Origin of the sequence: Brucella thiophenivorans (genome assembly GCF_002252445.1) — a bacterium.
GTDB lineage: Bacteria > Pseudomonadota > Alphaproteobacteria > Rhizobiales > Rhizobiaceae > Brucella > Brucella thiophenivorans.
On record NZ_NNRJ01000014.1, the window covers coordinates 47993 to 72819 of the forward strand.

Sequence of the window (24827 nt, forward strand, 5' to 3'; positions counted from 1 at the left end):
CCTTTGCCATGATGCGTGTTATTCTATGAAACAACCATAGGCGTTACACGCATCAGAAAGACCCGATGACACAACAGACAAAAGACAGCAAAGACTTGCCAATCCGCAAGCGCGATGCGTTTTTCCGCCTGTTTTCCGGCGAGGGTGCAGCCCTTCGGCGCCTGCGTCTGCAAAGCTTTCTGACAATCAGCTTCGAGCGGACATGGCCGCTCGTGTTGCCGCTGATTCTGTTAATCGCCCTTTTTGCAAGCCTAAGCTGGCTTGGGCTTTTCGCGCTGATGCCGCGCTGGCTGCATTTATGCGTGCTTGGGCTTTTTGGCCTCGCAGGCGTTGTTGCGCTTTATCTGCCTTTCCGTTTCCGCCTGCCGGATGATGAGGCTATCACCGCTCGCATTGAAGACGTAAACGGACTAATCCATGAGCCACTGGCCGTACAGACCGGACAGATGGCGACAGGAGCCAATGATCCTTTTGCCGTTGCGCTCTGGCAGGAACATCAGCGCCGCATGGCTGAGCGGCTTAAAAATCTGCAATCGGGCGTTCCACGTCCGCACATTCCTGAACGCGATCCTTATGCACTGCGCGCTGTCGTGGCCTTGCTGTTTGTGACCGCCGCCGCCTATAGCCTCAGTCCGAATAGCGGTCAGATTGCCGACGCGTTTAACATCCGTGCAGGCTCACCAAGTGCGGTTACGCGTATTGATGCATGGGTAGCGCCACCATCTTATACCGGTCGTGCGCCAATATTCCTCAGCACGGCGCTTGATGATGCAAGTGCCGAAAAGCCGATAACAGTGCCACAAGGCAGCATCGTCAATATCCGTGTCATTGGCGGGAGTTCCGAAAGGCTAACCACAACGGATGCCACGGGCCATCGCGCAGAGATAAAACCCGTTGCACCAAAACAGGGTGAAGAAGACCAGCAAACAAGCGTCGATGATAGCCGCAACTTCCGTTATGATCTGCAACAGGACCAGACGCTCAATCTCTCAGGCATTGACGCCCGCTGGGTATTTGCTGTCACGCCAGACAATCCGCCAACCATTCGTTTTAGCAAAGAGCCGGGCCACGCGCTAAACGGCACTTTGCAGCTTTCCTATGAAATCACCGACGATTACGGCGCAGTCAAAGCCTATGGCGAAATCGTTCCGCTCGACATTGACTATGAAGACGAGGAAACAGCGCCGCTTTATGATGCACCGGACCTACCGCTTGCCCTGCCGCGTCGCGGAACCAAAGAAGCAACCACGTCCAAAGACCTGACTGAGCATCCATGGGCAGGCCAGAAAGTGGCGCTCACACTTGTTGTAACCGATGCGGGTGGCAAGAGCGCGCGCAGCGAAACCAAGATCATCACCCTGCCCGAACGTCCTTTCTCCAACCCGCTTGCGAAAGCCGTCGCCGAACAGCGCCGCATTCTTGCGCTTGATGCCACACGACGCGATCATGTCCGCGACATGCTTTCCGCGCTGATGATCCGCCCGGAAGAGACAATTAAGGACAAAGCCCATTATCTGGGCCTCGTGACCATCCGCACGCGTCTGCGTTTGGCAACAGGCGACGATGCACTGCGCGATACGGCTGATTATATGTGGCAAGTGGCTCTGGGCATCGAAGACGGCAATCTGTCGGCAGCCGAAAAGCGTTTGCGTCAAGCACAGGAAGCGTTGCGCAATGCGTTGCAGAACGGTGCGTCACAGGAAGAAATCGAAAAGCTGACCGCAGAATTACGCGAAGCAATGCAGCAATTCCTGCGTGAATTTGCGCAGCGTCAGCAGCAGAACCCCAACGCCCAAAATCAGCCGATGGACCCCAATGCACGGGTTTTGACCGATAAGGATTTGCAACGCATGATGGACCAGATCGAAAATCTGGCACGTCAGGGTTCGCGTGATCAGGCCGAACAGCTTCTGTCGCAATTGCAGGACCTGATGAACAATCTGCAAATGGGCCAGCAACAGCAGCCCGGCCAGCAGGGGCAAGGTCAGGGTCAGGCCAATCAGATGCAACAGCAGATGAACAAGCTGGGCGATCTGATGCGCCGCCAGCAGCAGACGATGAACGAGACGTTCAATCTCGATCAACAGATGCAGCAGCAGTTCAATAATGGCGAAGGTGAATTTGGCGAAGACGGCCAGATGCCCGGCGATGATGGCTCAATGGGTCAGGGCGAACCGCAGCAAGGTGGTCAGCCCGGCGGAACGCCATCTGAAATGGCTGAAGCGATGCGCAAGCTGCAACAACAGCAACAGCAGCTTCAGCAGGAATTACAGAAGCTCACTGAAGACCTCAAAGGCATGGGCATTGATCCCAACCAGGACTTCTCCGATGCGGGCAAATCCATGGGCAATGCCGCTGATGCGCTGGGCCGCAGCGAAGGGTCCGAAGCGGGCGATCAGCAAGGCAATGCGCTGGAGGCTCTTCGCCGTGGTGGCCGCGATATGATGCAAAAAATGCAGCAAGCCATGGGACAAGAAGGGCAAGGTCAAAGTGGACAGAATGGCCAGAGAGGCCGCGATCCACTGGGCCGCGAGCAAGGCGGCATGTCCAATGAAAACGGCGTCAAGATTCCAGGCGAGATTGATATTCAGCGTGCCCGTGAAATTCTTGATGAAATCCGCCGTAAGCTCGGCAACGCCCTCACCCCGCAGATGGAGAAAGAATATCTCCAGCGGCTGTTGCAGTTTGATTGATACCCAAACAGCCGCTCGAAATTTGGTACTACTCCTTCACATGCCCGACGTAGGGCAGTTGCCTGAATGAGTGGCCCACATCCATGCCATAGCCGACGACAAAATAGTCGGGGCATTCGAAAGCTACGAAATCGGCATGCAGATCGACTTTGCGGCGCACACTCTTATCGAGCAGCACGGCAATGCTGACGCTGCGCGCACCGCGTTCGATCATCAGTTCACGCACAAATTTCAGCGTCTTGCCTGATTCAAGAATATCATCGATCAGAAGAACGTCGCGATCTTTTACATCGCTGTCGATATCACGCAGCAGGCGCACTTCGGTACTGGTCGTACCCTTGCCATAGCTGGAAACGGTGATGAATTCGACATCCGGCTCGACACCGGCATCATGCATGGCGCGAATAAGGTCTGCTGCGAAGATAAATGATCCCTTGAGGATCGAAATCGTCAGCAGATTGTGAAAATCGCGTTTGGCAATTTCCTGCGCAAGCGCGAGATTACGCGCAGCAATTTCCTCCGGGCTAAAAAGCACATCAATGGTTTTACCGCCGACATGAGGCATCTGCTGCGTCTCCTGATTTACAAGCATAAATAGCTTTGAAAGGCACGCTCTACAGCATCGGCCCAAAAATCGAAATCGATTTTTAGAAAGAACTATGCGTTGATTTAAAGCGCATCCGAAAAGTGTAGAATAGTTTCCGGACTAAGATGCGCGTTAAACAAAAGCTTAGAGCGTCCTTTGTGCGTCCAATTGGACGCACAAAGGACGCTCTATACCATGCTTTGTCCGAATTGCACCATTTGCCATTCAATAGATTTGATATAGCGTGATCGCATGCATCCAGACATTATCGAACTGCGCTCTTTTTACGACACGACGCTGGGTCACCTATCCGAGCGTTCCATCCGCATGGCGCTGGCCGCATTATGGGGCCATGTGCCGGGGGAGCGGCTGGTAGGCCTTGGTTATAGCCTTCCCTATCTCGACCGTTTCAGCGCTGATACCGAACGCAGCTTTGCCTTCATGCCAGCGGGACAGGGTGCGATTGCTTGGCCAAACGCAGAAAAATCAGCAACTGCTCTGGTTTTTGACGAGGAACTGCCTTTGCCCGATTCCTCGATCGACCGGATATTGATGATTCATGCACTGGAATATTCAGAAAATGCTGCTGAATCGCTCAAAGAAATGTGGCGGGTGCTTGCACCCAATGGCAGGCTGGTGATTGTTGTTCCAAACCGGCGCGGTGTCTGGGCGCGCCTTGATCGCACACCATTTGGCAGCGGTCGCCCCTATAGCAGGACACAGCTTACAACCTTGCTGCGCGAAGCGAACTTCACCGTCAACACGATCAGCAATGCACTTCATTTCCCGCCGGTAAAACGTCGCTGGCTCATGCGCCCATGCATGGCATTGGAGAGTTTGGGGCGCAAACTATGGCCGCTCTTTTCAGGCGTATTGGTGGTGGAAGCACAGAAGCGACTGTATCAGGGCCTGCCTGTCGCACAACGCTCCTCGCGCCGCGTTTTCGTGCCGGTTTTAGCACCGCAGGGAACCCCGCTGAGCGGAATAAGAAAAACACCGTCAAAAGACCACCAAAAATAGCTCTGTAGCCTTTGACAGTAAGGTTTTTCTCGACTTGAACGCAGCGGCGGTTTATGCCCGCTGCGTAACCTTAACATCAGTCCTTTTGGCGGAGCCAAAATCATGACCAATATGCAAAACCTTTCCCGTCCCCAGCCTAAAGCCGGTCTGCTCGACATTGCAGCTTACGTGCCAGGCAAGGAACATGTAGAAGGCGTTGCAAAGGTCTATAAGCTCTCCTCCAATGAGACCCCGATCGGTCCCAGCCCCCATGCGGTCGAGGCCTATCGATATTGGGCCGATCATCTGGCAATATATCCCGACGGACAAGCCCTTGCGCTGCGCGAAGCCATTGCTGAATCGCAGGGGCTTAACATCGGCAACATCATCTGTGGCAATGGCTCGGACGAATTACTCGGCCTTCTGTGCCAGACCTATCTTGCAACCGAAGACGAAGCCATTATCACCGAGCATGGCTTTGCCGTCTATAAAATCCAGACCCTTGGCGCGGGTGCAACACCTGTAACGGTCAAGGAAAAGAACGAGCGCATCGATGTCGACGCGATCCTTGCAGGCGTTACGGCGCGCACGAAGATCGTTTTCATTGCCAATCCAGCCAATCCAACTGGCACCTATCTGCCGTTTGAGGAAGTACGCCGTCTGCATGCAGGCCTGCCAAAACATGTCGTGCTGGTGCTGGACGCAGCCTATGCAGAATATGTGCGTCGCAACGATTATGAAGCAGGCCTCGAGCTGGTATCGTCAAACGAAAATGTCGTCATGACGCGTACCTTCTCAAAAATCTATGGCCTGCCGGGCCTGCGTATTGGCTGGATGTATGCGCCGTTGCACATCATCGATGCGGTCAATCGTATTCGTGGCCCGTTCAACATGAACTCGGCAGCGATTGCTGCCGGTGCAGCCGCAATCCGCGACCGCGCTCATGTGGTTAAATCGGTCGAATTTAATGAAAAATGGCTGTCATGGCTCAGTGACGAATTCACCAAGCTTGGTCTTCGCGTCACCCCATCCGTGACAAACTTCCTGCTGATCCATTTCCCGGACGCTGCCGCACATTCGGCAGACAAGGCAGATGAGTATCTTTCAAAGCGCGGCTATATCCTGCGGCGCGTTGGCGGCTACGGCTTCCCCAATGCGTTGCGCATGACCGTCGGCACGGAAGAGGCCAATCGCGGCGTTGTCGCCGCTCTCACTGAGTTTTTAAAATAGAACAATGTCTACAACCCATTTTAAAAAAATCGCGCTTATCGGCATCGGCCTTATCGGCTCGTCGCTGGCGCGCGTCATCCGTCGCGAAGGTCTGGCCGATCATATCGCCATTGCCACACGCAGTGCTGAAACACTCAGACGCGCCGAGCAACTCAACCTCGGCGACAGTTACTTTACTGACAGCGCTGAGGCCGTCAAAGACGCCGATCTCGTCATCGTCTCGGTGCCAGTCGGCTCATCCGGCACAGTTGCGCGTCAGATCTCAGGTAGCCTCAAGCCCGGCGCAATCGTCACTGATGTTGGCTCAACCAAAGCATCGGTGATCGCGCAGATGCAGCCGGAACTGCCTGAAAACGTGCATTTCATTCCAGGTCATCCACTGGCCGGAACGGAATATTCGGGACCAGATGCCGGTTTTGCAGAACTGTTCACCAATCGCTGGTGCATTCTCACGCCGCTGCCCGACACCGATCAGACGGCTATCGACAAGCTGTCGTCATTCTGGGCTGCCTGTGGTTCGCGCCTGGACCAGATGGACCCGCAGCACCACGATCTGGTGCTGGCCATCGTTTCGCACCTGCCGCATATCATTGCTTACAATATTGTCGGCACGGCAAGCGATCTGGAACAGGTAACGAAATCGGAAGTCATCAAATATTCGGCTTCGGGTTTCCGCGACTTCACACGTCTGGCTTCATCCGATCCGACCATGTGGCGTGACGTTTGCCTGCACAACAAGGATGCGATCCTTGAAATGCTGGCACGCTTCTCGGAAGATCTGGCATCCCTGCAACGATCGATTCGCTGGGGCGATGGCGATGCGCTGTTTGATCTTTTCAGCCGCACGCGTGCCGTTCGCCGCAGCATCATTGATGCAGGTCAGGAAGTTGATGCGCCGAATTTCGGGCGTCAGACAGCGCCGCAACCCGGCGAGTAAAAACGACTGGGGCAGGTTAAAATACTGTCCTATTCCTTTACTGCCTTACTGCCCTACAAATTTGGCAAACGTCCGAGCGGAATAAAGCCCGCACTGGCTCTTCCCTTGCGAACGGCAATCTCTATCATGGGATTGCCGTTTTCGTCTTTCGGCATGGCGGAAAGCGCAAAAAGCACGGTTGCGATATTGCCGCCCTGTTCGGGAAACACAGTCTGGCCAGCCTGCGCAAAAGATTGCGGGTTGACCATCGTAACTTTCAGAGCAGCATCGATCTGGCCTTCGAGATCAACCGAAAACGGTCCTGAAACCGAAAGCATGGCGCCATTCGGCATCGATAAAAACGCCTGATTGATCACGCCGCTATGGCCGCGCATGCGTTCATTGAAAGGTGCCGGGCTAGGCGCGAGAAATGTTGCAGCATTAGCAACTTCCAGATCGACCAAACCGTCAATCTCTGGACTTTTGGCATTGCCAATCAGAAAGGGCTCAAGTTTCAACGCTGCAAAACGTCCGTTGATCTTAAGCTGATCATCCTCGCTGCTCATGCGGAAATTCATCTGCTCAAGTTTGCTGATCTGTTCAGTGGTGGTGGTTTCCGTTCGCACGCCAACACGCACTTCACGCGCATTCACCTCGATTTCGGTCGGAAATGGGCGAGCAAGGCGTGTGTTGGAGGTGAATAAATTCCAGTTGATTTCAAGTGGCTGAATGCCAGGAAATTCGACAAAAGCCGGACCTGTCAATGCATTGCTGAGCGAGCGCGGAGCGTAAACAGGTGATCCTGAGGTGAAGCGGCCTGCACGCAGCGCCATGCCTTCCGAAGGCTTTTGCCATGAAATGCTGTCGCAAACCACATTGACACGAAGAGGATAGCCACCGGTATGAAGGTTTTCGCATTGAACGCCCACACCTTGTGAGGCAAGCTTGGCCATATCAGCCTTGGCGCGTCCTTCGATTTCACCTGCAATGTAAAACCAGCCAGCTGTGTAGGCTGCAACAAGCACGAGAACAATCACCGCTATTATGATTGGGCGCTTCCTGGATTTTTTGGTTTCAACATCGGCATACGCCATCAAAAAAGCCCTTATTTAATCAAACACTTGGTTAGCTACACCAGACAGATGTTTCCGACCATGAGAGGTCATCATATAATCTGCTGTCCTCAACAGGTGGCTATATTATGGCAGGAATGAGTCTTGTAGAGTTCTAGCGATTAAAAAATGCGGTATATCCTGCGATTACCGATAAAAACTCGCCATAATTGAACATATATTGATTCTCATCATGACACGGCACACCGACGAACAGCGAATGAATGATTTCTGGGTATTTGGTTACGGCTCCCTGATGTGGAGGCCGGGCTTTGCACATGTCGAAACTGTGCGTGCGCGTCTGCATGGCTATCGCCGCAGCCTGTGCATATATTCGCATGTGCATCGCGGAACACCGGATCATCCCGGCCTGGTGCTGGGGCTAGATGCCGGCGGCTCGTGCCTCGGCATGGCTTTTCGTGTTCCGGGCGACATGACGCATGAGGTCATGGTCTATTTGCGCGAACGTGAAATGTCGAACAACGTCTATCACGAAAAATGGCTGGGGCTGCGTCTTGCTGATGGTCGCGACGTGAAGGCTGTCACCTATATTGCGGACCGCCGTCATAGCCAATATGCGGGATCACTCAAAGCCGAGGATGCTGCTGCAATCGTTGCTTCTGCACGCGGCGGTTCGGGCGCAAATGTAGACTATGTTTCCAACACACTTGAGCATCTTCGCAATATGCGTGTGCGTGATCATGCGCTGGAACATGTCAATGATTTGATCGGCATGACCATCGCAAAACAAAACACGCTTTAAGGCTTCTCAGCCCGAGTTTGCAAAGCGGCTTTCACGCACAAGCAGCACTGCTCCCATCAGGAAATATAATGCCCCGATCAGCGTGTGTGTGTTGGAATAGGCCAGCAGCCACAATGCATCATCTCTCACTGGAGAGGTTGGTGTGACCGCGGCAATCATGAAGGCGATACAGCCCAAAAGATTGATGAAAACAATCTGCCAGGACAGGTTTTTGGGACGCCAGCTCCAGTATTTGTTGCCAACTTCAACAAAGGCGAGATAGCCCGATACAAGAAACAACACGGATCCCTCAAAATTGGGTGCCCATATTTCGAGAACGCTCAGTTCATGGGAACCGGGTGCCGCAATGCTGTTAAACGTACTGATATTGAAGGCAATCGTTCCCAGCCATTGCGTAAACGAACTGAGCCAGCCCGCACTTTTAGGATGCCATCCGATAATCGACCAACGACGCGTGCCGATTTCCCGCGTTGGCTCGTCATTCGTGAAATCCGGTGAATTGGCCGATTGAAAATGCTGGAGGCTTGCGGCAAGCGTAAACGGAATTGAACCCACGAAGAATGCAAGATTGGTGATATTGGCGAGCTGTGACCAGCGCAGCGAACAAAACATCAGAATGCTTGCCAGCGCGAATATGAATGCCCCTGTGGCAAAGGAAATACCTATATAAGCGTTGTAGCTCTGGGTTTGCCAGAAAGGCACATGTGCATGGGTGGAAAGGATACTTCTTAATCCCAGGCCCTTGCGGCTCATTCTGGAAAACCACACGACCCTTTCGCCGTGCAGCCGGTAAATTCTCTGTGTCACCAGAGGCCAGATTCCAAAGAGCTTCATGTTTGATCAGTTGCCCCGAACAGACGCTACAACATAGATAAAATGCATGTCCTACAAATTGATATAGAAGCCTGTCGTCCATGTCATCAGACGCTATGATTGACGACCACGTGAAAATCCAAAGGAACAGGTCTTGTTCTTGACGAACGCAAACGCCACATCTCGGCAAGTTCTCAAGGAGAAGACTTTATGATCGCATTGTTTCGCACCATTGATCTGGCGCTCGATATCTATACGTGGATCATCATCGCAAGCGCCATTTTCTCGTGGCTCTATGCGTTCAACGTCGTCAATTCTTCCAACCGTTTCGTGGGTGCCATCGGCGAGTTTCTTTACAAGGTTACCGAACCTGTACTGCGCCCGATCCGCAATATCCTGCCTAATCTCGGCGGCATAGACCTTTCGCCGATCGTATTGCTGCTGATTATCTTCTTCATCCGCCAGTTTATGTGGACGACCTTGCTTCCAGCGCTTCTGTAAAAAAATAGAATATGGACTTAACGAAAACGCCCGGGCTTTGACCCGGGCGTTTTGGTTAAAATATAGGGGAAATTACTTGCCCTTGGCGCGTTCAATCGCTTCAACGATGAACTTGCGTGCGTAATCTTCATCGCCCCAGTCACCGATCTTCACCCATTTGCCGGGCTCGAGATCTTTGTAGTGCTCAAAGAAATGCGCGATCTGCTTGAGCGTGATTTCAGGCAGGTCGGAGTAATCATGCACTTTTTCATAACGCTGCGTCAGTTTTGGCGAAGGAACCGCAATGATCTTCTCGTCCTTGCCAGAATTGTCTTCCATGACCAAAACGCCAATTGGGCGACAATTGATCACGCAACCAGGGATCAAGGGACGTGTGTTGCAGACCAGAACGTCGATCGGGTCGCCATCTTCTGAAAGCGTGTGCGGCACGAAGCCGTAATTGCCCGGATAGGTCATCGGCGTATAAAGGAAGCGGTCCACAAACAGAGCACCAGCTTCTTTGTCCATCTCGTACTTGATCGGCTGTCCGCCAACTGGCACTTCGATAATTACGTTGATGTCTTCTGGAGGATTGTTGCCAATCGAGATAGCATCAATATTCATGATGGGTCCTTTCGTATCGCGCTCTGATAACGGGTTTCATGTTTTCGTGCAAGAAAAACGAAAGTTCAACAAAACGTGACGAATTGTCGTTCTTTTTCACGAAACAGAGCGCGGTCGGTTCATTTGGGTTTTGTGGTAATTATTCGCCCAGTTCCTTCAGCCGCTGGACGGCTGTCGGTGGCATGGGGGGGGCATTGGTATCGCGGCTTGCCGCAACCAGAAGTTCATCACAGGCATTTTCCGTCGTTTCGATCAGACGTCGAAGAAACTCTTCCTTTTCAAGCCCAGCCGGAATGAGCGGCAGCACGCGGGCGCGAACGGTTCCTGGGAAACGCAAGAACTTACGGCGCGGCCAGTAAAGTCCGGCATTGTGCGCGATTGGCAAAACCGGAAGGTTGAGTGCTTCATAAAGATGCACAATCCCATATTTATACTGCGGCGGTGCACCGGGTGAACGGCGCGTACCTTCAGGATAAATCAAAATCTGACGACCCTCGGCAATCGCCTTCTCGGCCCCCTTGGTAATGGAATGCAGTGCCTTGACGCGCGATCCGCGATCAACCGGGATCATTTCCATTTTTGCGACATACCAGCCAAACAGCGGTATCCGCATTAGCTCGCGCTTAAGAATCAGAACCGGGTCATCCAACTGCGGCAGAAAAGCATAGGTGTCCCATGCTGACTGATGCTTAGGTGCAACGATATACGCACCTTCAGGAATATTCTCGAGACCTTCGATGACGTAATCCGTGCCGGCAATATATTTTTGCAGCCAGAGATTAACACGGGCCCATGTCTTTGGAACAATCCAGGCCTTCTTGCGCGGCAGCAAAAAATAGAATGGCGTATAAAGGATCATCTGCACGATGGTGCCAATGTAGAAGGCAAGATTGAACAGGATGGAGCGCAGATAGAGAAGCATCGTATCGGCGAGAACCTTGGTTACGCCCGTGATCTGCATATTTTCATTTGCGGATGATCAGGCAAAAGAAATTCGGTGCTTTCCCGTGAAAGCTGCGGAAACCGATATATCAGGAAGTTTTGAATTTTCCATAAGGAAATATCACGACACGATGATCAATTAACCGAACTGCCGAATATCTTAGCACCGCCCACGCGAAGAACTGCTCCAAGATATTTTACATATTCGATGAACAAAACCCGGAGTGTATCGCTCTCCGCCACCCAGCTATGTGAGCGCTTTTCGCCATTTACGACCGGATAAGGCACGAATTGCACATCCTGCATGCGATATGACATTTCAAGAATGCTGCGCGGGATATGGTAATTATTGGTGACGACGAGCACGCGATGATAATTGTTTGCGCGAATCCAGCGCTCGCTTTCCGTCGCATTTCCCACCGTGTTCAGTGCGGAACGATCCAGATCAACACAGCAGTCAAACAGGTTTTGATCGGTTTGCGTAGCGCGCTGCAAGGATTTTTCAGTTGTAGATGGATGCACACCACTGATCAGCAAGCGCTTACCCTGTTTGTCTTTCAAAAGGTCAAGCGCTGCATGGATTCGAGACTGACCACCCGTCAGAACCACGATAGCATCAGCAGGTTCTGCCAGCGCAGGAGATTGCATACTGGTGACTTTCTCACTGAAGGCAACAAAGCCGATCAGGAAGGCAACAAGGAGCAGAAAAAGAACAATGGAAACAGGCTGAAGTCGTCGAAATACACGCATTAGGACCGACCATAAGAATTTACCGACCACCGGCGCAAGAGAAGACTGCGCATCGGTTGCGAGACTGCGGCGCGATACCACAGCACCAATTTGCTTTCTTGCCTCTGCATCACTGCTTTCCGGATACCCATCCGATGTTTTCTCAATGACGTGTCTCTTGCCGTTGCTATCATAGCTATCATTGCGGCGATAACCCGAAGAACTACCGGAAATACGGATCTTACGACCGCTACTGGCAAAAAAGACGCTCATTCGGCCCGAACTCCCGGGCCATCCATGGTGGCAAGCTGACGAACAACGGTCAAACGGCTGGTCAACATCGTCAGTACGCTTACCAGAAGAATGATTGCCGCCGCACCAATATAGCCATCGCGCCCAATCGCGAAATTACCAAACATCGCCGCTGCCTGATCGCCTGCGGGCGTCGCGATCTGTCGTGATGCCCACCACGAAAACACAAAGAAAACCAGCATCGCGGCCATCCCGCCAAACAGCGCGCCTTTGAGAGCTGTGCGGAAAAAGTGCCATTCGAACTCACGCGCAACAAATTTCGATTCCGCACCGATGAAATGCAGAACCTCAATAATATGCCCATTGCCGGACATTGCACCGCGTGTTGCAAAAATAACCGTCAGAACGGTGGCCGCAATCACCAGCGACAACACGCCTGTACCGATCAATACGGTCGTATTCGCCATCGAAACCAGCCTGTCGACCCACGTACGATGATCATCGAAACTGGCACTTGGAATGGCACGTGTGATTTCAGCCCGCATGGTTTCAAAATCGGGCGGTGAATTTTCATCAATTGTCACGACAACCAGACGCGGCACTGGCAGTTCGTCGATATTGAGACCGGTGCCAAGCCATGGTTCAAGTAGCCGCGCCGTCGCATCCTTATCGATGACGCTTGTATCTTTCACGCCCGCAAAGCCGCGTGCGATTGCGCTCGCATCCTGCAGCGCCTTCTCCATATCAAGCCCATCGACCGGGCGTATCTGAATGGTTGCCTCACGCGCAATCTGGCTTTGCCATTGTGCAGCCGAAGCCCGCACCAACGTTACGCCGCCAAGGGTAAGGCAGGCAAGAAAAGTCATGATTGCTATTACCGCCACAAGCGCCGTGCCGGTCACGCTTCCGTCGGGCACTATGGGGCTTGGCCCTTTGCGCTTTCTGCGTTTGCCGATGCGAACCAGCAGCATATCCTTGAGATCTTCAAAGCGTATGCTTAGATCATCCATCACTTTACGGAAGGCGTTTGGGCGGGGTCTACCAGCATCAATCATAAATATCGAGCCGCCCATGTTCGAGGATCATGCGGCGCGCATTGATCTGATCCATAAGGGAAAGATCGTGCGTCGCGATGATGACCGCAGTTCCAGAGCGATTGAGCTCAGCGAAAAGCCGCAACAGGCGCTTGGCAAGTGGCGGATCGACATTGCCCGTCGGCTCATCCGCGAGCAGCAATTCCGGCTGATCGATCAGTGCGCGCGCAATCGCTGCACGCTGCTTTTCACCACCCGAAAGCACAGGCGGGAGTACATTCATGCGGTCGCCAAGACCAACCCAATGCAAAAGCTCTTCAACCTCATGACGATAGGTCGCCTCTTCCTTGCCGCGTACGCGCAGCGGAAGTGCGACATTCTCATAGGTCGTCATATGATCAAGAAGCCGGAAATCCTGAAACACGATCCCAACACGACGCCGCAGCAACGGCACTTCCTTATGGTCAAGCCGCGCCACATCCTTACCAAAAATATTGATGAGCCCGCGCGTCGGCTTCAGCGCCATAAAAAGCAGACGTAGCAGAGATGTCTTGCCAGCACCCGAAGGTCCGGTCAGAAACTGGAATGAACGCGGCGGAATATGGAAGCTGACATCCTTGAGGATCTCTGGCCCCATGCCATATCTCAGACCGACATTCTCGAAACGTATCACCGCTGTGCTTCTCTAAATTATCCGTGCACCAATCGGTGCCTCAAATGAAATCGATACCAGAATGACCTTTAACCTCCATGGTTAATGTGAGGTTAATACCACCGGAATCATCAGTAAAAATTGTGCGATCATCGTGTTTTTATAAGGCAGAACATTCAGGCAAATATTGGGACAGGCATAACAAAAAATCACACGCCAATGCCCGCTCAGGCACCGGCGCGTCATAAAAATTCAGCTCTGTAAAAGAGACTTATTCCCAGCAACCCAGATTACGGCCCTTCAGATTATGAGCATCAATATCGGTGGCCAAACGCGCATCTTCACGCAAAAGAACCATGGCTGTTCTCTGCTTGAGATCGATTCGCTGCCAGCCAGCACATTCAGTCGGCATCTGGGGTCTGCTGTCGATCCGAACCGTTTCAGACCATGCCGCTGCTGCACAACCTGAGAGAACTGCTCCAACAGCAACAGCCATCACGGATTGCAGGATCAATCTGCCTGTTCGTGCCTCAAGGCTCATATTCAAGGCTAGCTACTCCCTCACAGCGCGCATCCCGAAAAGTGCAAACCAGTTTTCGGATCAAGATGCGCAGCAAAACAAACAATCAGAGCGTTGAACTCTTTCGATCGGAACAAAACTCGCCCTAAAGCCCTCGACACGCCCACTTTGCCGAAATCATTTTTCATCGCGATGAGCGGTATGAAAAATCCTTTATAGCCTGCGTTCAATTGCCCCCGCAATATCCAACAGATAGGAACAGCATCATTTAAATTAAGGCCATAAAGCGGCCGATTTAAAGCACACCCCAAAAAGGGTAAAACGGTTTTCGAAAAATATTCGTACTAAAACAAATGATTAGAGCGCCGATCGGATCCAATCAGATCGAAACGCGTTCTGAATGCATTCGTGGTTTATTTTGATATTTCGGAAGGTTTATAAGCAATTTATAATATTAGTTATATCTAAATTTGAATTTACTTATTTATTTTTACACATAGAAAACATAATGAAATTTTACGCAAATAAAACAATATTGATGTGAGAAAAAACTTCGATATATATTTATATGTCTGATTCGCATTGGCATTTATCACTACACCAACACGGGGGACTTCCATGTTGAACAAACTGTCTGCGGAATTTTTTGGAACATTTTGGCTCGTGTTTGGCGGTTGCGGCAGCGCAATCTTCGCCGCAGCATATCCTGAACTCGGCATCGGATTTGCAGGCGTCGCTCTCGCATTCGGTCTCACCGTTCTGACGATGGCTTATGCTGTAGGGGGCATTTCCGGTGGTCACTTTAATCCAGCCGTATCGCTAGGGCTTCTGGTTGCCGGGCGCTTTCCAGCCAAAGATCTCATTCCATACTGGATCGCACAGGTTCTGGGCGGCATTGCTGCGGCAGCCATCCTTTATCTGATCGCAACCGGAAAAAGCGATTTCTCAGTTGGAGGTTTTGCATCCAACGGATATGGCGAACTTTCGCCCGGCGGCTATAGCCTCACCTCAGCACTGCTGGTTGAAATCGTGCTGACGGCATTTTTCCTGATCGTCATTCTCGGCTCGACGTCGTCATCGGCCCCTTCAGGATTTGCTCCAATTGCAATCGGACTTGGCCTCACTCTTATCCATCTGGTGTCGATCCCCATCACCAACACTTCGGTTAATCCGGCCCGTTCTGCGGCTGCAGCACTGTTTGCAGAAACCGGCGCGGTCAATCAGCTCTGGCTGTTCTGGGTGGCTCCACTCGTGGGCGCAGCCATCGGCGCGATCATCTGGAAAGGGTTGCTCGGTAAGGACTGATCAAACGTCACAACCTCTCCCGGAAACGCTCGCTTTCGGGAGAGGTGTTTAAATATCGATCATTCTTTTGGCAACGCTTTTGGAACGGCCTTGTTACCAGCATGAACTTGCGCTTCAATCTGGTCACGGTCCTGCGCCTTGATGCCGATAAGATCGGCCACGCGCCACATCACATCGGCCTCTACTTCGCTCGCAACACCATCTGCATAGACGATGTTCCACATCAGCACGATGAAATCGAGACGTGCCTGATAGTCGAGATGGCGCTTAAGGACTGATGTGAAATCCGAAAGGCTGATTGATTCCTGATCCGCCTCTTCCGCAGCACGGATGAGTTGTTTAAGGGCGTCACCCTTCAAGCCATACTTCTGCGAAAGCATCGCTGAAAGCTTGGCGCGTTCAACTTCGCGCACATCACCATCTGCATCCATGATGTGAAACATCAATGCAGCGGCGGCCAATCTTGGATCATCATCGGAAAATTTCTCGCCGCGCTCACGCAAACCGTTGCCGGGCAACTCTTTCAAAAAATCCAGAAAACGATCGAACATTCACCCTCACCACACGAACACGGCAAATACCGCTGTTTAGAACTGTTGAAAGTAACGAGATGATCGCATCGCACAAGACATCAAACCATCCTGTGCGGGTTTTAACGGTTCGAGAGGACACATGCGTGGTCTTTAGGCAACAATTTATTGCCTTTAGAGCATAATCAGATTTTCGTTGAACGGGGATCGGTACGATTATGCTTCAAGTAAGCGAGATTACAGCACCCGTCCGGTTAAATCAGATCGAAACGCGCTTTAGGTCGTGGTGACGCCCTAAAGACCAGCTAGAATAGTCTTAGACCGCTTTGAGTTTTTTGCGATGACTGGCTGTTATCCACACCCGGATCATCGACAATGATGTGCGCGCTGCGGGTTTTCGAATGATCGACGTGTTCTTCTAGATCGTCAGGTGAAACGGCATCAATTACCGCTGGCTTTTCAGCCTCAACAATCTTGTCAGGCGGCGTCACCTTCACCGGCTCTGCATCAGGTACAACAACCTCAGCATCAACCACATCATCAAACTTTGGCTTCCGCGTCGATCTTTCAAACGGAACAATCGCCTGATTATCCGCAACAGCCTCAGCAATTTCTGGCTTTTCCACTTCGATCACCGGTGAAAGCTGTTCGACAGGCACCTTCCATTCGAAACTGTTCAGACGTCCAGTCACTGGCGATACCGGCGACCACTGCTCAGACACATAGCCATCAGCCGTCCATGCCGGATCACGTGGCGCTTTCACAGCCTGCGCAAGCCACTGCCGCACCTTGCCCTGATCACCAGTCTCAGCTTCTTCAATATCGGCCAGGAGCAGATAGGCACTTTCACGCGGCGCACCGCGCAACGCTTTTTCGGCATTTTCCCGCGCTAGACGATAATCGCCTGCCTCATAGGCCGCACGCGCCAGCGCCAGACTACCCTCGGCATTGTTCGAGCGTAACGTCACAAGATGCTTTGCCCGTTTCAAACGGTCCTGCACCGTGTCACCGGCACGACCATAAACATAGGTCGAAGCAATATCGGGATGCGGTGAACGCTTCCATGCCGCCTCAAGAATTTTCGATCCTTTGCGCACTTCACCATCGGCAAACAGCGCGCGCGCGGCGACAACCGCTGCTGGCACAAGATCGGGCGCGAGCTTATTGGCTTCAAGCGCAATCGCTTTGGCATGCGCATGATCCACATCGACCGTAGCAATAGCCTTTGCGGTCAAAAGCGCTGCACGCTCCTTTTTCACTACGTCTCTGCCATGCGCCAGTGCCTGCTTGCGCGCATCCACCAGCTTTAAGGCCCCGTCCCAATCGCCATCAGAGCAGAGTTGGCCCATAACGGCGGATGATGCCCATTCAAGCTGCGGTGCTTCTTTGGCAGCTTCTGCCGCATAATGACGTGCGGCTTCTCGCGCACCCATGCGCTGGGCCTCGATGTAAAGACCACGCAAGCCGAGAAGTTTGGTTTCCGGGTCTTCAATCATCGCTTCAAAACCCTTGCGGGCATCGTCGGTACGGCCTTCAAGCATCGCAGTCTGCGCTTCAAGAAGCTTGATCAGCGGTTCCTGATCCGAATTGAGCAACTTGCCAGCCTGTTTGGTCATGCGGCGCGCAGCTTCCGCATCGCCTGCTCCGGCAGCAATCAAGCCGGTCGAAAGCGATTGATAGCCACGGTCACGTTTGCGCGCACGAAAATGGCGGCGCAGCGTATAAGGCGACTGAATAATGCTCTTGATCAGCCACCAGAGAATCAAAATTGCGGCAACAATCGCCACAACACCGGCAGCAGCGGTGATCAGCGGCACATTGTAATGATTGCCTGCAAAGGTGACATCAAGCTCGCCCGGACGATCCGCTAGCCAGGAAAAACCAAACCCCAGAACAACGACAACAGCAAAGTAAAATATCACACGCAGCATGAACGGCTCCTTAGTTTGGCGCCGTGGCGTCGGTTTTGGGTTTCAGACTTTCGGCAACAAGACGCTGGATCAAAACATCCGCGTCGCGTCGCGCCTTCATCTGACCAGCAAACTCTTCAGAAACCGCCTTTGCATCAGCCGGAAGCTGCTCCCATTCCGAAATAGCACGCTCAAGATCACCGGAATGAAGCGCTGCTTCCATGCGTGCTGTTGTCGGACCGACACCGGTTCCGCTCACATTGCCCGCCACGGGACGAACACTGACGAGGCCTTTAGCACTCGCAACAAGCTGATCCCAAACGCCAGCATCGGCGGGAAGATTGTTTTCAGTGGCAACAATTTTATTTGCAACAGGCCCGAACCATGCATTCAAATCGGCAATTGTCGGGACGCCCTTGTCGGCAAAAGCAGTGAGCGCTTCAACAGACGTATCCTGCGGTGTAACGGACGCAAAGGTATCGAGTTCAGCCTTAAAAGATCCGCCGCGATCAATCGCTGTTTTCAGCGCGTTGGCCGCAATCAGTGCCGATGCGTCGGGCTGCCGAGTGCTTTCACTCACCTTATCCTGTAGCGAAACCAGCCTCTGCTCCAGAGTTGAGATGGTGCCGCTATTGCCCGAAACACCCGCTGCTGCCTGATCGGCCTGATTCTTTGCATCGCTCAGCTGGGTTTCCAGAATCTCAATTCGTGACGTGAGCGCTGAAATATCGACGGGCGAAGCGCCGTCCTGCGCCTGTGGCAGCGCATCAAACTGCTGCTGTATCTCGGTCAGGCTACCGGCAACGGCCTCCGCCTTGATTTCAGCTGCTTCGACATTCTTCTGCAGATTAGCAAATTCCGTCTTGCTGGCATCATCAAGCGGTGCAGGCGCTGGATTAGAGCGCAATTCCGCAATCTGCTGTTCCATACGTGCAAGCTGCTCGGCAGTGACCTTTGCTCCGGGCGAAGGAATAACATTGCCCCATTGCAGTGCCAGAATACCGCCCAGCGCGATCACACCACCGGCAACACCTGCCAGAAGATAAGAGCCGCCCGAACTCGACTTTTGTACGGATGAAGCAGCCGGACGCGGCGTTTCCTGCTTAACTCCCGCCGTAAATGGCGGCTTTTCTGTCTTGGCTTCTGTTTTGATTTCTGGCTGTGATGCAGCTTTTTTGATAGGATCGCCAACCGGTTCAGCATCCGGGACAGGCTTTGGCGCTGTTGCTTCGTCAACGCGTTTAACATCCGACGGATCAAGATTGATCGTCACAGGCTTGGTTGCCGGTTTGGAATGTCGCGGAGTGCCGGATTTCGCCATAGGTCCTCTCGTAGTGCAAATAATGTGTGTAAAGCTTATCAGATAAAATCACGAGATGAAGGAAGGTTGCGCGCAAAAGAGTCAAAGTTTGGAAAACAAACGAAAAATACCGTTCTCATCTGGATGATCTGCGACAAGTGCCTGTGCGCGCCATTGCGCTGGCAAAGCCTGCGCAACCCGGTCCGAAATGCATAAAATCTTCGTTTTCGCATCAAATTGCATCTCTGATTTCAGCATCGTCTCAATAAGAAATGTTGCTGCAACGGCAGAATAAAGCAACACCGCGACAAATGGACCGACGCTGAAAACCGCACTGATTTCGTTGGCAGAATAGTCAATCACCTCGACGTCATAGACATCACAGACCTTCATTTGAAGGCCAGCCTGCAAAACCCGCTCTTCAAAAACTGGCTGACGCACGCGTCCCGCCAGATAAAGAAGTCGGGCGCCTTCCGGCAAATGCCCGGCAAGCTTGGCTGCCAGCCGCACGGCGTCACCGCCGCCCTCAATTACATGCTCAAAACCGGCAATTTTTGCGGCCCTTGCCGTTCCTTCGCCCACCGCAAAAAGCGGCAGCGCTTTAAAAGACTCAAGCTTTTCGTCGCGAACATGCCGAAATGCATTGGCACTGGTGACAGCCAGCGCATCGAAGGATTGATTCTTGATATTGAATTCAAGCGCAATAGTACGGCTCACCGGCAGAGAAACAGGCGAAAAGCCAAGATCAACAAGCTTTGCAGCCGTCAATGAAGCCGATGGTTCTGGCCGCGTGATCAGAACGCGACTACCAATTTCTAGCTTGTTCGCTTCCGCCAAATTTACTCCCAGCCTTCAAAGAAATCTGGACCGGCCTCGGCACGCACACGCTTCGCAGCATCAGAGCCAAGCTCGGCTGCGTCGGCTGCTGCACCTTCTGCCGTGACCTCATGCGCCTCACGACCATCCGGCGTCAGAATCATGCCGCGAAACGAGACCTTGTCGCCATCAACAATCGCAAGGCCAGCAATCGGCGTGCGGCACGAGCCATCAAGCGTCGCCAGAAATGCGCGCTCGCAGGCCAGTGCCACATGCGTATCGCTATGCGCCAAAGGCTTAAGCAGCGCGTCGATCTTATCATCCAAGATACGCGTTTCAATGCCGATAGCTCCCTGTCCGGGTGCGGGCAGAAAGATGGACGGATCGAGCAGATCGGTAATCACATCCTCAAGGTCGAGGCGCTTTAGCCCGGCACAGGCGAGGAAGGTGCCATCCACTTCGCCCTCTTCCAGCTTGCGCAAGCGTGTCTGGACATTGCCGCGGAACATCACCACTTGCAGATCGGGACGCAGGCGCTTGATCATCGCCTGACGGCGCAACGACGACGAGCCCACGACAGACCCCTGCGGCAGATCGAGAAAACGCTTCGAGGTACGGCCAACAAAAGCATCACGCGGATCTTCGCGTTCAAGAAATACAGAAAGATGAAGACCCTCCGGCAAAACGGTCGGCATATCTTTGGTGGAATGCACAGCCAGATCGATACGACCATCTTTGAGCGCAGCCTCAATCTCTTCGGTAAACAGCCCCTTGCCGCCAACCTGCGACAGCGGACGATCCTGAATGCGATCACCGGCAGTCGACATAGGCACGATTTCGATAGCGTCTTCGCTTAGGCCATGCGCGGCAATCAGACGGTCACGCGTTTCATAGGCTTGGGCGAGCGCAAGCTTGCTGCCTCTTGTGCCAATCTTCAAGGATGCTGTTTGCATATCGCGCCGTCCATGATACCGGGTTTCTCAAATATTTTACGTCAAATTACAAGACAGGCAGGGTCTAGCCGCAAATGCGTATTCTTGGAATAGAGACAAGTTGCGACGAAACAGCCGCCGCCATCGTCGAGCGCGACGATAACGGTAAAGGGCATATTTTGTCCAATGTGGTGCTCAGCCAGATAGCAGAACACGAGCCTTATGGCGGCGTCGTGCCGGAAATCGCCGCACGCGCCCATGTCGAAGCGCTCGACCGGCTGGTCGAACGTGCGCTCAAAGACGCCAAGCTGAGGCTCGATGAAGTGGATGCGATCGCCGCTACCGCAGGTCCGGGTCTCATCGGTGGACTTATTGTTGGCCTCATGACCGCCAAGGCCATGGCCATGGCTGCAAACAAACCATTTTATGCCGTCAATCATCTGGAAGGCCACGCGCTCACCGCCCGACTGACCGACAATCTTTCGTTCCCTTATCTGCTGCTGCTGGTTTCCGGTGGCCACACGCAGATGGTTCTTGTGCGTGGTCTTGGCGATTATGAACGTCTTGGCACGACAATCGACGATGCGCTGGGCGAGGCTTTCGACAAGACTGCCAAGCTGCTCGGTTTGCCATATCCGGGTGGTCCAGCCGTTGAGCGTATGGCATTGCAGGGCGATCCGAAAAGGTTCCCGCTGCCACGGCCTCTCAAAGGTGAAGCACGGCTCGACTTCTCCTTCTCCGGCCTCAAGACAGCCGTGCGCCAGACTGCAACGGAACTGAGCCCGCTTTCCGATCAAGATGTAGCCGACATCTGCGCATCTTTTCAGGATGCTGTGGCCGACACCTTGTCAGATCGCGTCAAGCGTTCTCTGGAGCGTTTCAGACAGGAGTTTCCTGACTGCGCGACACCTTCGCTCATCGTTGCGGGTGGCGTTGCGGCCAACAAGACCTTGCGTACATCGCTGGAAAAGCTTTGTGCAAAACATGGTTTCAGCTTCGTCGCACCACCGCTAAATCTCTGCACTGACAATGCGGCCATGATTGCCTGGGCGGGCGCAGAGCGTGCCGCCACAAAAGGCCCTGATTCACTTAATCTCGCGCCACGCTCGCGCTGGCCGCTTGATGAAAAATCAGCACCCATGTTCGGCACCGGACGTCGCGGAGCAAAAGCATGAGTGAGCGGGCAAAAATTGCCGTACTCGGCGGCGGCGCATGGGGAACCGCTCTTGCAGCGATGAGTGCAATCAGCGGCCACGACACTTGGCTTTATGCACGTGATGCGCAGACCGTTGCACAGATCAACGACCTGCGCCGCAATCCCGCCTATCTTGGCGAAATCGAATTGCCAAAAGGCATTCAGGCCAGCACCGATGCCAAAGCCGTGCTTGAAAATGCTGATGCGGTGCTTGTCGTGGTTCCGGCACAGGCCATGCGCAAGGGGCTTTTGGAACTCATCAACTTTATCCCGCAATCTGCGCCCGTCATTCTCTGTGCCAAGGGCATTGAGCGCGAAACAGGAAGGCTGATGTCGGAAGTGGTGGCGGAAGTTCTGCCACATCATAGGATCGGAGCACTGTCCGGCCCAAGCTTCGCAACCGACGTGGCACGCGGCCTGCCAACGGCTGTGACCATTGCCTGCGAAGATGCTACCATTGCCGATCAGCTTGCCGCAATGCTTTCCGGCCCGGCTTTCCGCTGCTATTCGACAACCGATCTTAAGGGCGTGGAAATCGGCGGCGCATTGAAAAACGTGCTGGCTTTGGCCGCAGGTGCCGCTATCGGGCGCGGCTATGGCGCCAGCGCACAAGCCGCACTTGTCACACGCGGCTTTGCCGAATTGCGCCGCGTAGCGCAAGCCATGGATGCAAAGCCTGAAACCATCATGGGGCTTTCGGGCCTTGGCGATCTGATGCTCACCTGCTCCTCATCGCAGTCGCGCAATTATTCTTACGGGCTGGCGCTGGGCCGTGGCGAAGACCTCACCAATCGCCCGCTGGCCGAAGGTGTTGCAACCGCCCCTATTGCTGCCGAACTTTGCCGGAAACATGCAGTCACCGCCCCGATTATCACGGCGGTTGCGGCACTTCTTTCCGGAAAAATCACCATCGACGAGGCCGTTACGGCCCTACTTAATCGACCACTCAAGACTGAGGATTAATCATGCTTTTTGCTCTTCTGTGCAACGACAAGCCCGATCATCTGCAGGTGCGCCTTGATACACGCCCGGCCCATCTCGACTATCTTAAGTCGCTCGGCGATGTGCTGAAATTTGCAGGCCCATTCCTCGGCGAAGACGGCAAGCCAAATGGCAGCCTCGTTGTGGTTGAAGCAGCCGACAAAGCCGAAGCTGAAAAGATCGGCGCAAACGACCCTTACGCACTGGCTGGCCTTTTTGCTGACGTGACCGTGCGCCCATGGAACTGGGCCATCAACAATCCAGCAAACGCATAAGGGCACGTCATGGCTTACTGGCTGTTCAAGTCTGAACCATTCAAATGGTCATGGGAAATGCAGAAAGCCCGTGGCGAACAAGGCGAACAATGGGACGGCGTGCGCAACTATCTCGCACGCAACAACATGCGCGCCATGAAGATTGGCGACAAGGGCTTCTTCTACCATTCCAATGAAGGTCTGGAAGTGGTTGGCATTGTCGAAATCTGCAAGCTTTCTCATCCCGACAGCACCACAGATGATCCGCGTTGGGATTGCGTCGACATAAAGGCTGTGCGCGATGTGCCGAAGCCTGTCACGCTCAAGGATGTGAAAGCCAATCCGAAACTCGAAAAGATGGCGCTGGTCACCTCGATACGCCTTTCGGTGCAGCCGGTGACAGAAGACGAATGGATCGAAGTCTGCCGCATGGGCGGATTGGACACTAAAGATATCTGATGCTTGTCGCGGAAAAGTGGGAACCGCCTTCGCGGGGAAATCAGTCCACTGGACTGATTTCTGTTACCGCTACGATCCGATAACGACATGCACAATGAGAAAAAATGATGCTCGATCCGACACATAAGGCGACGCGTGATTTCATACTGGCCAATACAGGCCTGCAATCGCCGCCGCATGTGCCGGAAATCAACCTCCATCTGGCCGATGAAGCCCACGACCTCTGGCACAGGACCGAGGAGGAACTGGCAACCATCGGCCTACCGCCGCCGTTTTGGGCTTTTGCCTGGGCCGGCGGTCAGGGCGTTGCGCGCTATATTCTCGATCATCCAAAGGCAGTCTCAGGCAAAACCGTACTCGACTTCGCATCAGGTTCAGGTCTTGTCGCCATTGCAGCCATGAAGTCAGGCGCGAAAAGCGTTCTCGCTTCTGATATTGATCCCTTTGCGCTGCCAGCCATCGAAATCAATGCGGCTGCAAACAGCGTTGCCATCACCTCGACGCTCACCGATCTGATCGATCATGATCATGGCTGGGATGTCGTGCTTGCGGGCGATGTGTTCTATGAAAAGCCGCTCGCAGATCGTCTGAGTCCATGGTTTACAAAGCTTGCCGCTCGCGGTGCCCGTATCATTGTCGGAGATCCGGGCCGTGCCTATCTGCCCAAAGACCGGCTTGAGCAGCTTGCCGTTTACACAGTGCCTGTCACGCGCGCGCTTGAAGATGCAGAAGTCAAACGCACGACCGTCTGGACATTTTTATAGCGCTTGTCGATGTTCCCAAAACCGGTTCCCACTTTT

General features: G+C 53.3%; 26 protein-coding genes. 12 read left to right on the forward strand and 14 right to left on the reverse strand.

Annotation, left to right across the window (positions count from 1 at the left end):
• The first annotated feature begins 65 nt into the window (after positions 1-65).
• Positions 66-2693, forward strand: coding sequence for a TIGR02302 family protein (locus CEV31_RS04400; RefSeq protein ID WP_094505680.1), 2628 nt, complete (start codon positions 66-68; stop codon positions 2691-2693).
• Between the two features lie 28 nt (positions 2694-2721).
• On the opposite strand, the gene hpt is transcribed toward CEV31_RS04400, so the two are convergent.
• Positions 2722-3258 carry a hypoxanthine phosphoribosyltransferase gene (gene hpt, locus CEV31_RS04405; protein ID WP_094505805.1) on the reverse strand — a complete coding sequence of 179 codons (537 nt, stop codon included), beginning with the start codon at positions 3256-3258 and terminating at the stop codon, positions 2722-2724.
• A 273-nt stretch (positions 3259-3531) separates the two neighbouring features.
• On the opposite strand from hpt, the gene CEV31_RS04410 reads away from it, so the two are divergent.
• The 3 genes from CEV31_RS04410 to CEV31_RS04420 all read left to right on the forward strand — a co-directional run bounded on the left by CEV31_RS04410 (position 3532) and on the right by CEV31_RS04420 (position 6445).
• On the forward strand, positions 3532-4299 hold the full coding sequence (locus tag CEV31_RS04410; RefSeq protein ID WP_094505681.1) for a class I SAM-dependent methyltransferase: 768 nt from the start codon (positions 3532-3534) through the stop codon (positions 4297-4299).
• Between the two features lie 102 nt (positions 4300-4401).
• Complete coding sequence (gene hisC, locus CEV31_RS04415; protein WP_094505682.1) at positions 4402-5508, forward strand: histidinol-phosphate transaminase; 1107 nt, start codon at positions 4402-4404, stop codon at positions 5506-5508.
• Positions 5509-5512: 4 nt separating this feature from the next.
• Positions 5513-6445 carry a prephenate/arogenate dehydrogenase family protein gene (locus tag CEV31_RS04420; RefSeq protein ID WP_094505683.1) on the forward strand — a complete coding sequence of 311 codons (933 nt, stop codon included), beginning with the start codon at positions 5513-5515 and terminating at the stop codon, positions 6443-6445.
• A gap of 53 nt (positions 6446-6498) precedes the next feature.
• On the opposite strand, the gene CEV31_RS04425 is transcribed toward CEV31_RS04420, so the two are convergent.
• The gene (locus CEV31_RS04425) at positions 6499-7518 is read right to left on the reverse strand and encodes a DUF2125 domain-containing protein (protein ID WP_094505684.1); all 1020 of its coding nucleotides are present in this window, start codon (positions 7516-7518) and stop codon (positions 6499-6501) included.
• A gap of 211 nt (positions 7519-7729) precedes the next feature.
• Here CEV31_RS04425 and CEV31_RS04430 point away from each other — a divergent pair, with 211 nt between their 5' ends.
• Positions 7730-8299, forward strand: a complete 570-nt coding sequence (locus CEV31_RS04430) for a gamma-glutamylcyclotransferase (protein ID WP_094505685.1) — start codon at positions 7730-7732, stop codon at positions 8297-8299.
• A 6-nt stretch (positions 8300-8305) separates the two neighbouring features.
• Here the strand turns inward: CEV31_RS04430 and CEV31_RS04435 are convergent, their stop codons facing one another.
• Positions 8306-9052, reverse strand: coding sequence for a hypothetical protein (locus CEV31_RS04435; RefSeq protein ID WP_094505686.1), 747 nt, complete (start codon positions 9050-9052; stop codon positions 8306-8308).
• A 270-nt stretch (positions 9053-9322) separates the two neighbouring features.
• Here CEV31_RS04435 and CEV31_RS04440 point away from each other — a divergent pair, with 270 nt between their 5' ends.
• Entirely contained in the window at positions 9323-9613 is a 291-nt protein-coding gene (locus CEV31_RS04440; protein ID WP_094505687.1) for a YggT family protein, read from the forward strand.
• Between the two features lie 72 nt (positions 9614-9685).
• On the opposite strand, the gene ppa is transcribed toward CEV31_RS04440, so the two are convergent.
• The 6 genes from ppa to CEV31_RS04470 form a co-directional block, all read right to left on the reverse strand.
• Positions 9686-10216 carry an inorganic diphosphatase gene (gene ppa, locus CEV31_RS04445; protein WP_094505688.1) on the reverse strand — a complete coding sequence of 177 codons (531 nt, stop codon included), beginning with the start codon at positions 10214-10216 and terminating at the stop codon, positions 9686-9688.
• A gap of 139 nt (positions 10217-10355) precedes the next feature.
• On the reverse strand, positions 10356-11138 hold the full coding sequence (locus CEV31_RS04450) for a lysophospholipid acyltransferase family protein (RefSeq protein ID WP_094505806.1): 783 nt from the start codon (positions 11136-11138) through the stop codon (positions 10356-10358).
• A 155-nt stretch (positions 11139-11293) separates the two neighbouring features.
• Positions 11294-12160: a YdcF family protein gene (locus tag CEV31_RS04455; RefSeq protein ID WP_094505689.1), complete on the reverse strand. Its 867-nt coding sequence runs from the start codon at positions 12158-12160 to the stop codon at positions 11294-11296.
• Positions 12157-13149, reverse strand: a complete 993-nt coding sequence (locus CEV31_RS04460) for a cell division protein FtsX (RefSeq protein WP_374847108.1) — start codon at positions 13147-13149, stop codon at positions 12157-12159. Before CEV31_RS04460 ends, CEV31_RS04455 begins: the two co-directional genes overlap by 4 nt.
• A gap of 37 nt (positions 13150-13186) precedes the next feature.
• Positions 13187-13810: a cell division ATP-binding protein FtsE gene (gene ftsE, locus CEV31_RS04465; RefSeq protein ID WP_235818033.1), complete on the reverse strand. Its 624-nt coding sequence runs from the start codon at positions 13808-13810 to the stop codon at positions 13187-13189.
• A gap of 286 nt (positions 13811-14096) precedes the next feature.
• Positions 14097-14372 (reverse strand): hypothetical protein, encoded by a 276-nt coding sequence (locus CEV31_RS04470; RefSeq protein ID WP_094505691.1) that lies wholly within the window; start codon positions 14370-14372, stop codon positions 14097-14099.
• Positions 14373-14963: 591 nt separating this feature from the next.
• Between CEV31_RS04470 and aqpZ the strand changes: the two genes are divergently transcribed.
• Entirely contained in the window at positions 14964-15650 is a 687-nt protein-coding gene (gene aqpZ, locus CEV31_RS04475; protein ID WP_094505692.1) for an aquaporin Z, read from the forward strand.
• Positions 15651-15709: 59 nt separating this feature from the next.
• Here the strand turns inward: aqpZ and CEV31_RS04480 are convergent, their stop codons facing one another.
• The 5 genes from CEV31_RS04480 to hemC all read right to left on the reverse strand — a co-directional run bounded on the left by CEV31_RS04480 (position 15710) and on the right by hemC (position 21159).
• Positions 15710-16201, reverse strand: coding sequence for a tellurite resistance TerB family protein (locus CEV31_RS04480; protein WP_094505693.1), 492 nt, complete (start codon positions 16199-16201; stop codon positions 15710-15712).
• Between the two features lie 284 nt (positions 16202-16485).
• Positions 16486-18111 carry a heme biosynthesis protein HemY gene (locus tag CEV31_RS04485; protein ID WP_094505694.1) on the reverse strand — a complete coding sequence of 542 codons (1626 nt, stop codon included), beginning with the start codon at positions 18109-18111 and terminating at the stop codon, positions 16486-16488.
• 10 nt (positions 18112-18121) lie between these two features.
• Positions 18122-19411, reverse strand: a complete 1290-nt coding sequence (locus CEV31_RS04490) for a COG4223 family protein (protein WP_094505695.1) — start codon at positions 19409-19411, stop codon at positions 18122-18124.
• Between the two features lie 81 nt (positions 19412-19492).
• The gene (locus tag CEV31_RS04495; protein ID WP_094505696.1) at positions 19493-20227 is read right to left on the reverse strand and encodes a uroporphyrinogen-III synthase; all 735 of its coding nucleotides are present in this window, start codon (positions 20225-20227) and stop codon (positions 19493-19495) included.
• Between the two features lie 2 nt (positions 20228-20229).
• Positions 20230-21159, reverse strand: a complete 930-nt coding sequence (gene hemC / locus CEV31_RS04500) for a hydroxymethylbilane synthase (RefSeq protein WP_094505697.1) — start codon at positions 21157-21159, stop codon at positions 20230-20232.
• A 74-nt stretch (positions 21160-21233) separates the two neighbouring features.
• Here hemC and tsaD point away from each other — a divergent pair, with 74 nt between their 5' ends.
• The 5 genes from tsaD (at position 21234) to CEV31_RS04525 (ending at position 24791) form a co-directional block, all read left to right on the forward strand.
• Positions 21234-22313: a tRNA (adenosine(37)-N6)-threonylcarbamoyltransferase complex transferase subunit TsaD gene (gene tsaD / locus CEV31_RS04505; RefSeq protein ID WP_094505698.1), complete on the forward strand. Its 1080-nt coding sequence runs from the start codon at positions 21234-21236 to the stop codon at positions 22311-22313.
• Positions 22310-23296 (forward strand): NAD(P)H-dependent glycerol-3-phosphate dehydrogenase, encoded by a 987-nt coding sequence (locus CEV31_RS04510; RefSeq protein ID WP_094505699.1) that lies wholly within the window; start codon positions 22310-22312, stop codon positions 23294-23296. Before tsaD ends, CEV31_RS04510 begins: the two co-directional genes overlap by 4 nt.
• A gap of 2 nt (positions 23297-23298) precedes the next feature.
• Entirely contained in the window at positions 23299-23589 is a 291-nt protein-coding gene (locus CEV31_RS04515) for a YciI-like protein (protein WP_064322159.1), read from the forward strand.
• 9 nt (positions 23590-23598) lie between these two features.
• On the forward strand, positions 23599-24027 hold the full coding sequence (locus tag CEV31_RS04520; RefSeq protein ID WP_094505700.1) for an EVE domain-containing protein: 429 nt from the start codon (positions 23599-23601) through the stop codon (positions 24025-24027).
• Positions 24028-24134: 107 nt separating this feature from the next.
• Positions 24135-24791, forward strand: coding sequence for a class I SAM-dependent methyltransferase (locus CEV31_RS04525; protein ID WP_094505809.1), 657 nt, complete (start codon positions 24135-24137; stop codon positions 24789-24791).
• Positions 24792-24827 lie beyond the last annotated feature (36 nt).

Excerpts from the sequence above, each read along its gene's own strand:
- aqpZ (WP_094505692.1), top strand. The coding sequence starts at position 14,964 with ATGTTGAACAAACTGTCTGCGGAATTTTTTGGAACATTTTGGCTCGTG.
- ftsE (WP_235818033.1), bottom strand. The coding sequence starts at position 13,810 with ATGGGGCCAGAGATCCTCAAGGATGTCAGCTTCCATATTCCGCCGCGT.
- CEV31_RS04485 (WP_094505694.1), bottom strand. The coding sequence starts at position 18,111 with ATGCTGCGTGTGATATTTTACTTTGCTGTTGTCGTTGTTCTGGGGTTT.
- CEV31_RS04515 (WP_064322159.1), top strand. The coding sequence starts at position 23,299 with ATGCTTTTTGCTCTTCTGTGCAACGACAAGCCCGATCATCTGCAGGTG.
- hpt (WP_094505805.1), bottom strand. The coding sequence starts at position 3,258 with ATGCCTCATGTCGGCGGTAAAACCATTGATGTGCTTTTTAGCCCGGAG.
- CEV31_RS04410 (WP_094505681.1), top strand. The coding sequence starts at position 3,532 with ATGCATCCAGACATTATCGAACTGCGCTCTTTTTACGACACGACGCTG.
- tsaD (WP_094505698.1), top strand. The coding sequence starts at position 21,234 with ATGCGTATTCTTGGAATAGAGACAAGTTGCGACGAAACAGCCGCCGCC.
- CEV31_RS04420 (WP_094505683.1), top strand. The coding sequence starts at position 5,513 with ATGTCTACAACCCATTTTAAAAAAATCGCGCTTATCGGCATCGGCCTT.
- CEV31_RS04450 (WP_094505806.1), bottom strand. The coding sequence starts at position 11,138 with ATGCTTCTCTATCTGCGCTCCATCCTGTTCAATCTTGCCTTCTACATT.
- CEV31_RS04460 (WP_374847108.1), bottom strand. The coding sequence starts at position 13,149 with ATGGATGATCTAAGCATACGCTTTGAAGATCTCAAGGATATGCTGCTG.
- hisC (WP_094505682.1), top strand. The coding sequence starts at position 4,402 with ATGACCAATATGCAAAACCTTTCCCGTCCCCAGCCTAAAGCCGGTCTG.
- CEV31_RS04430 (WP_094505685.1), top strand. The coding sequence starts at position 7,730 with ATGACACGGCACACCGACGAACAGCGAATGAATGATTTCTGGGTATTT.
- CEV31_RS04520 (WP_094505700.1), top strand. The coding sequence starts at position 23,599 with ATGGCTTACTGGCTGTTCAAGTCTGAACCATTCAAATGGTCATGGGAA.
- CEV31_RS04435 (WP_094505686.1), bottom strand. The coding sequence starts at position 9,052 with ATGAGCCGCAAGGGCCTGGGATTAAGAAGTATCCTTTCCACCCATGCA.
- CEV31_RS04400 (WP_094505680.1), top strand. The coding sequence starts at position 66 with ATGACACAACAGACAAAAGACAGCAAAGACTTGCCAATCCGCAAGCGC.
- hemC (WP_094505697.1), bottom strand. The coding sequence starts at position 21,159 with ATGCAAACAGCATCCTTGAAGATTGGCACAAGAGGCAGCAAGCTTGCG.
- CEV31_RS04490 (WP_094505695.1), bottom strand. The coding sequence starts at position 19,411 with ATGGCGAAATCCGGCACTCCGCGACATTCCAAACCGGCAACCAAGCCT.
- CEV31_RS04455 (WP_094505689.1), bottom strand. The coding sequence starts at position 12,160 with ATGAGCGTCTTTTTTGCCAGTAGCGGTCGTAAGATCCGTATTTCCGGT.
- CEV31_RS04480 (WP_094505693.1), bottom strand. The coding sequence starts at position 16,201 with ATGTTCGATCGTTTTCTGGATTTTTTGAAAGAGTTGCCCGGCAACGGT.
- CEV31_RS04525 (WP_094505809.1), top strand. The coding sequence starts at position 24,135 with ATGCTCGATCCGACACATAAGGCGACGCGTGATTTCATACTGGCCAAT.
- ppa (WP_094505688.1), bottom strand. The coding sequence starts at position 10,216 with ATGAATATTGATGCTATCTCGATTGGCAACAATCCTCCAGAAGACATC.
- CEV31_RS04425 (WP_094505684.1), bottom strand. The coding sequence starts at position 7,518 with ATGGCGTATGCCGATGTTGAAACCAAAAAATCCAGGAAGCGCCCAATC.
- CEV31_RS04510 (WP_094505699.1), top strand. The coding sequence starts at position 22,310 with ATGAGTGAGCGGGCAAAAATTGCCGTACTCGGCGGCGGCGCATGGGGA.
- CEV31_RS04440 (WP_094505687.1), top strand. The coding sequence starts at position 9,323 with ATGATCGCATTGTTTCGCACCATTGATCTGGCGCTCGATATCTATACG.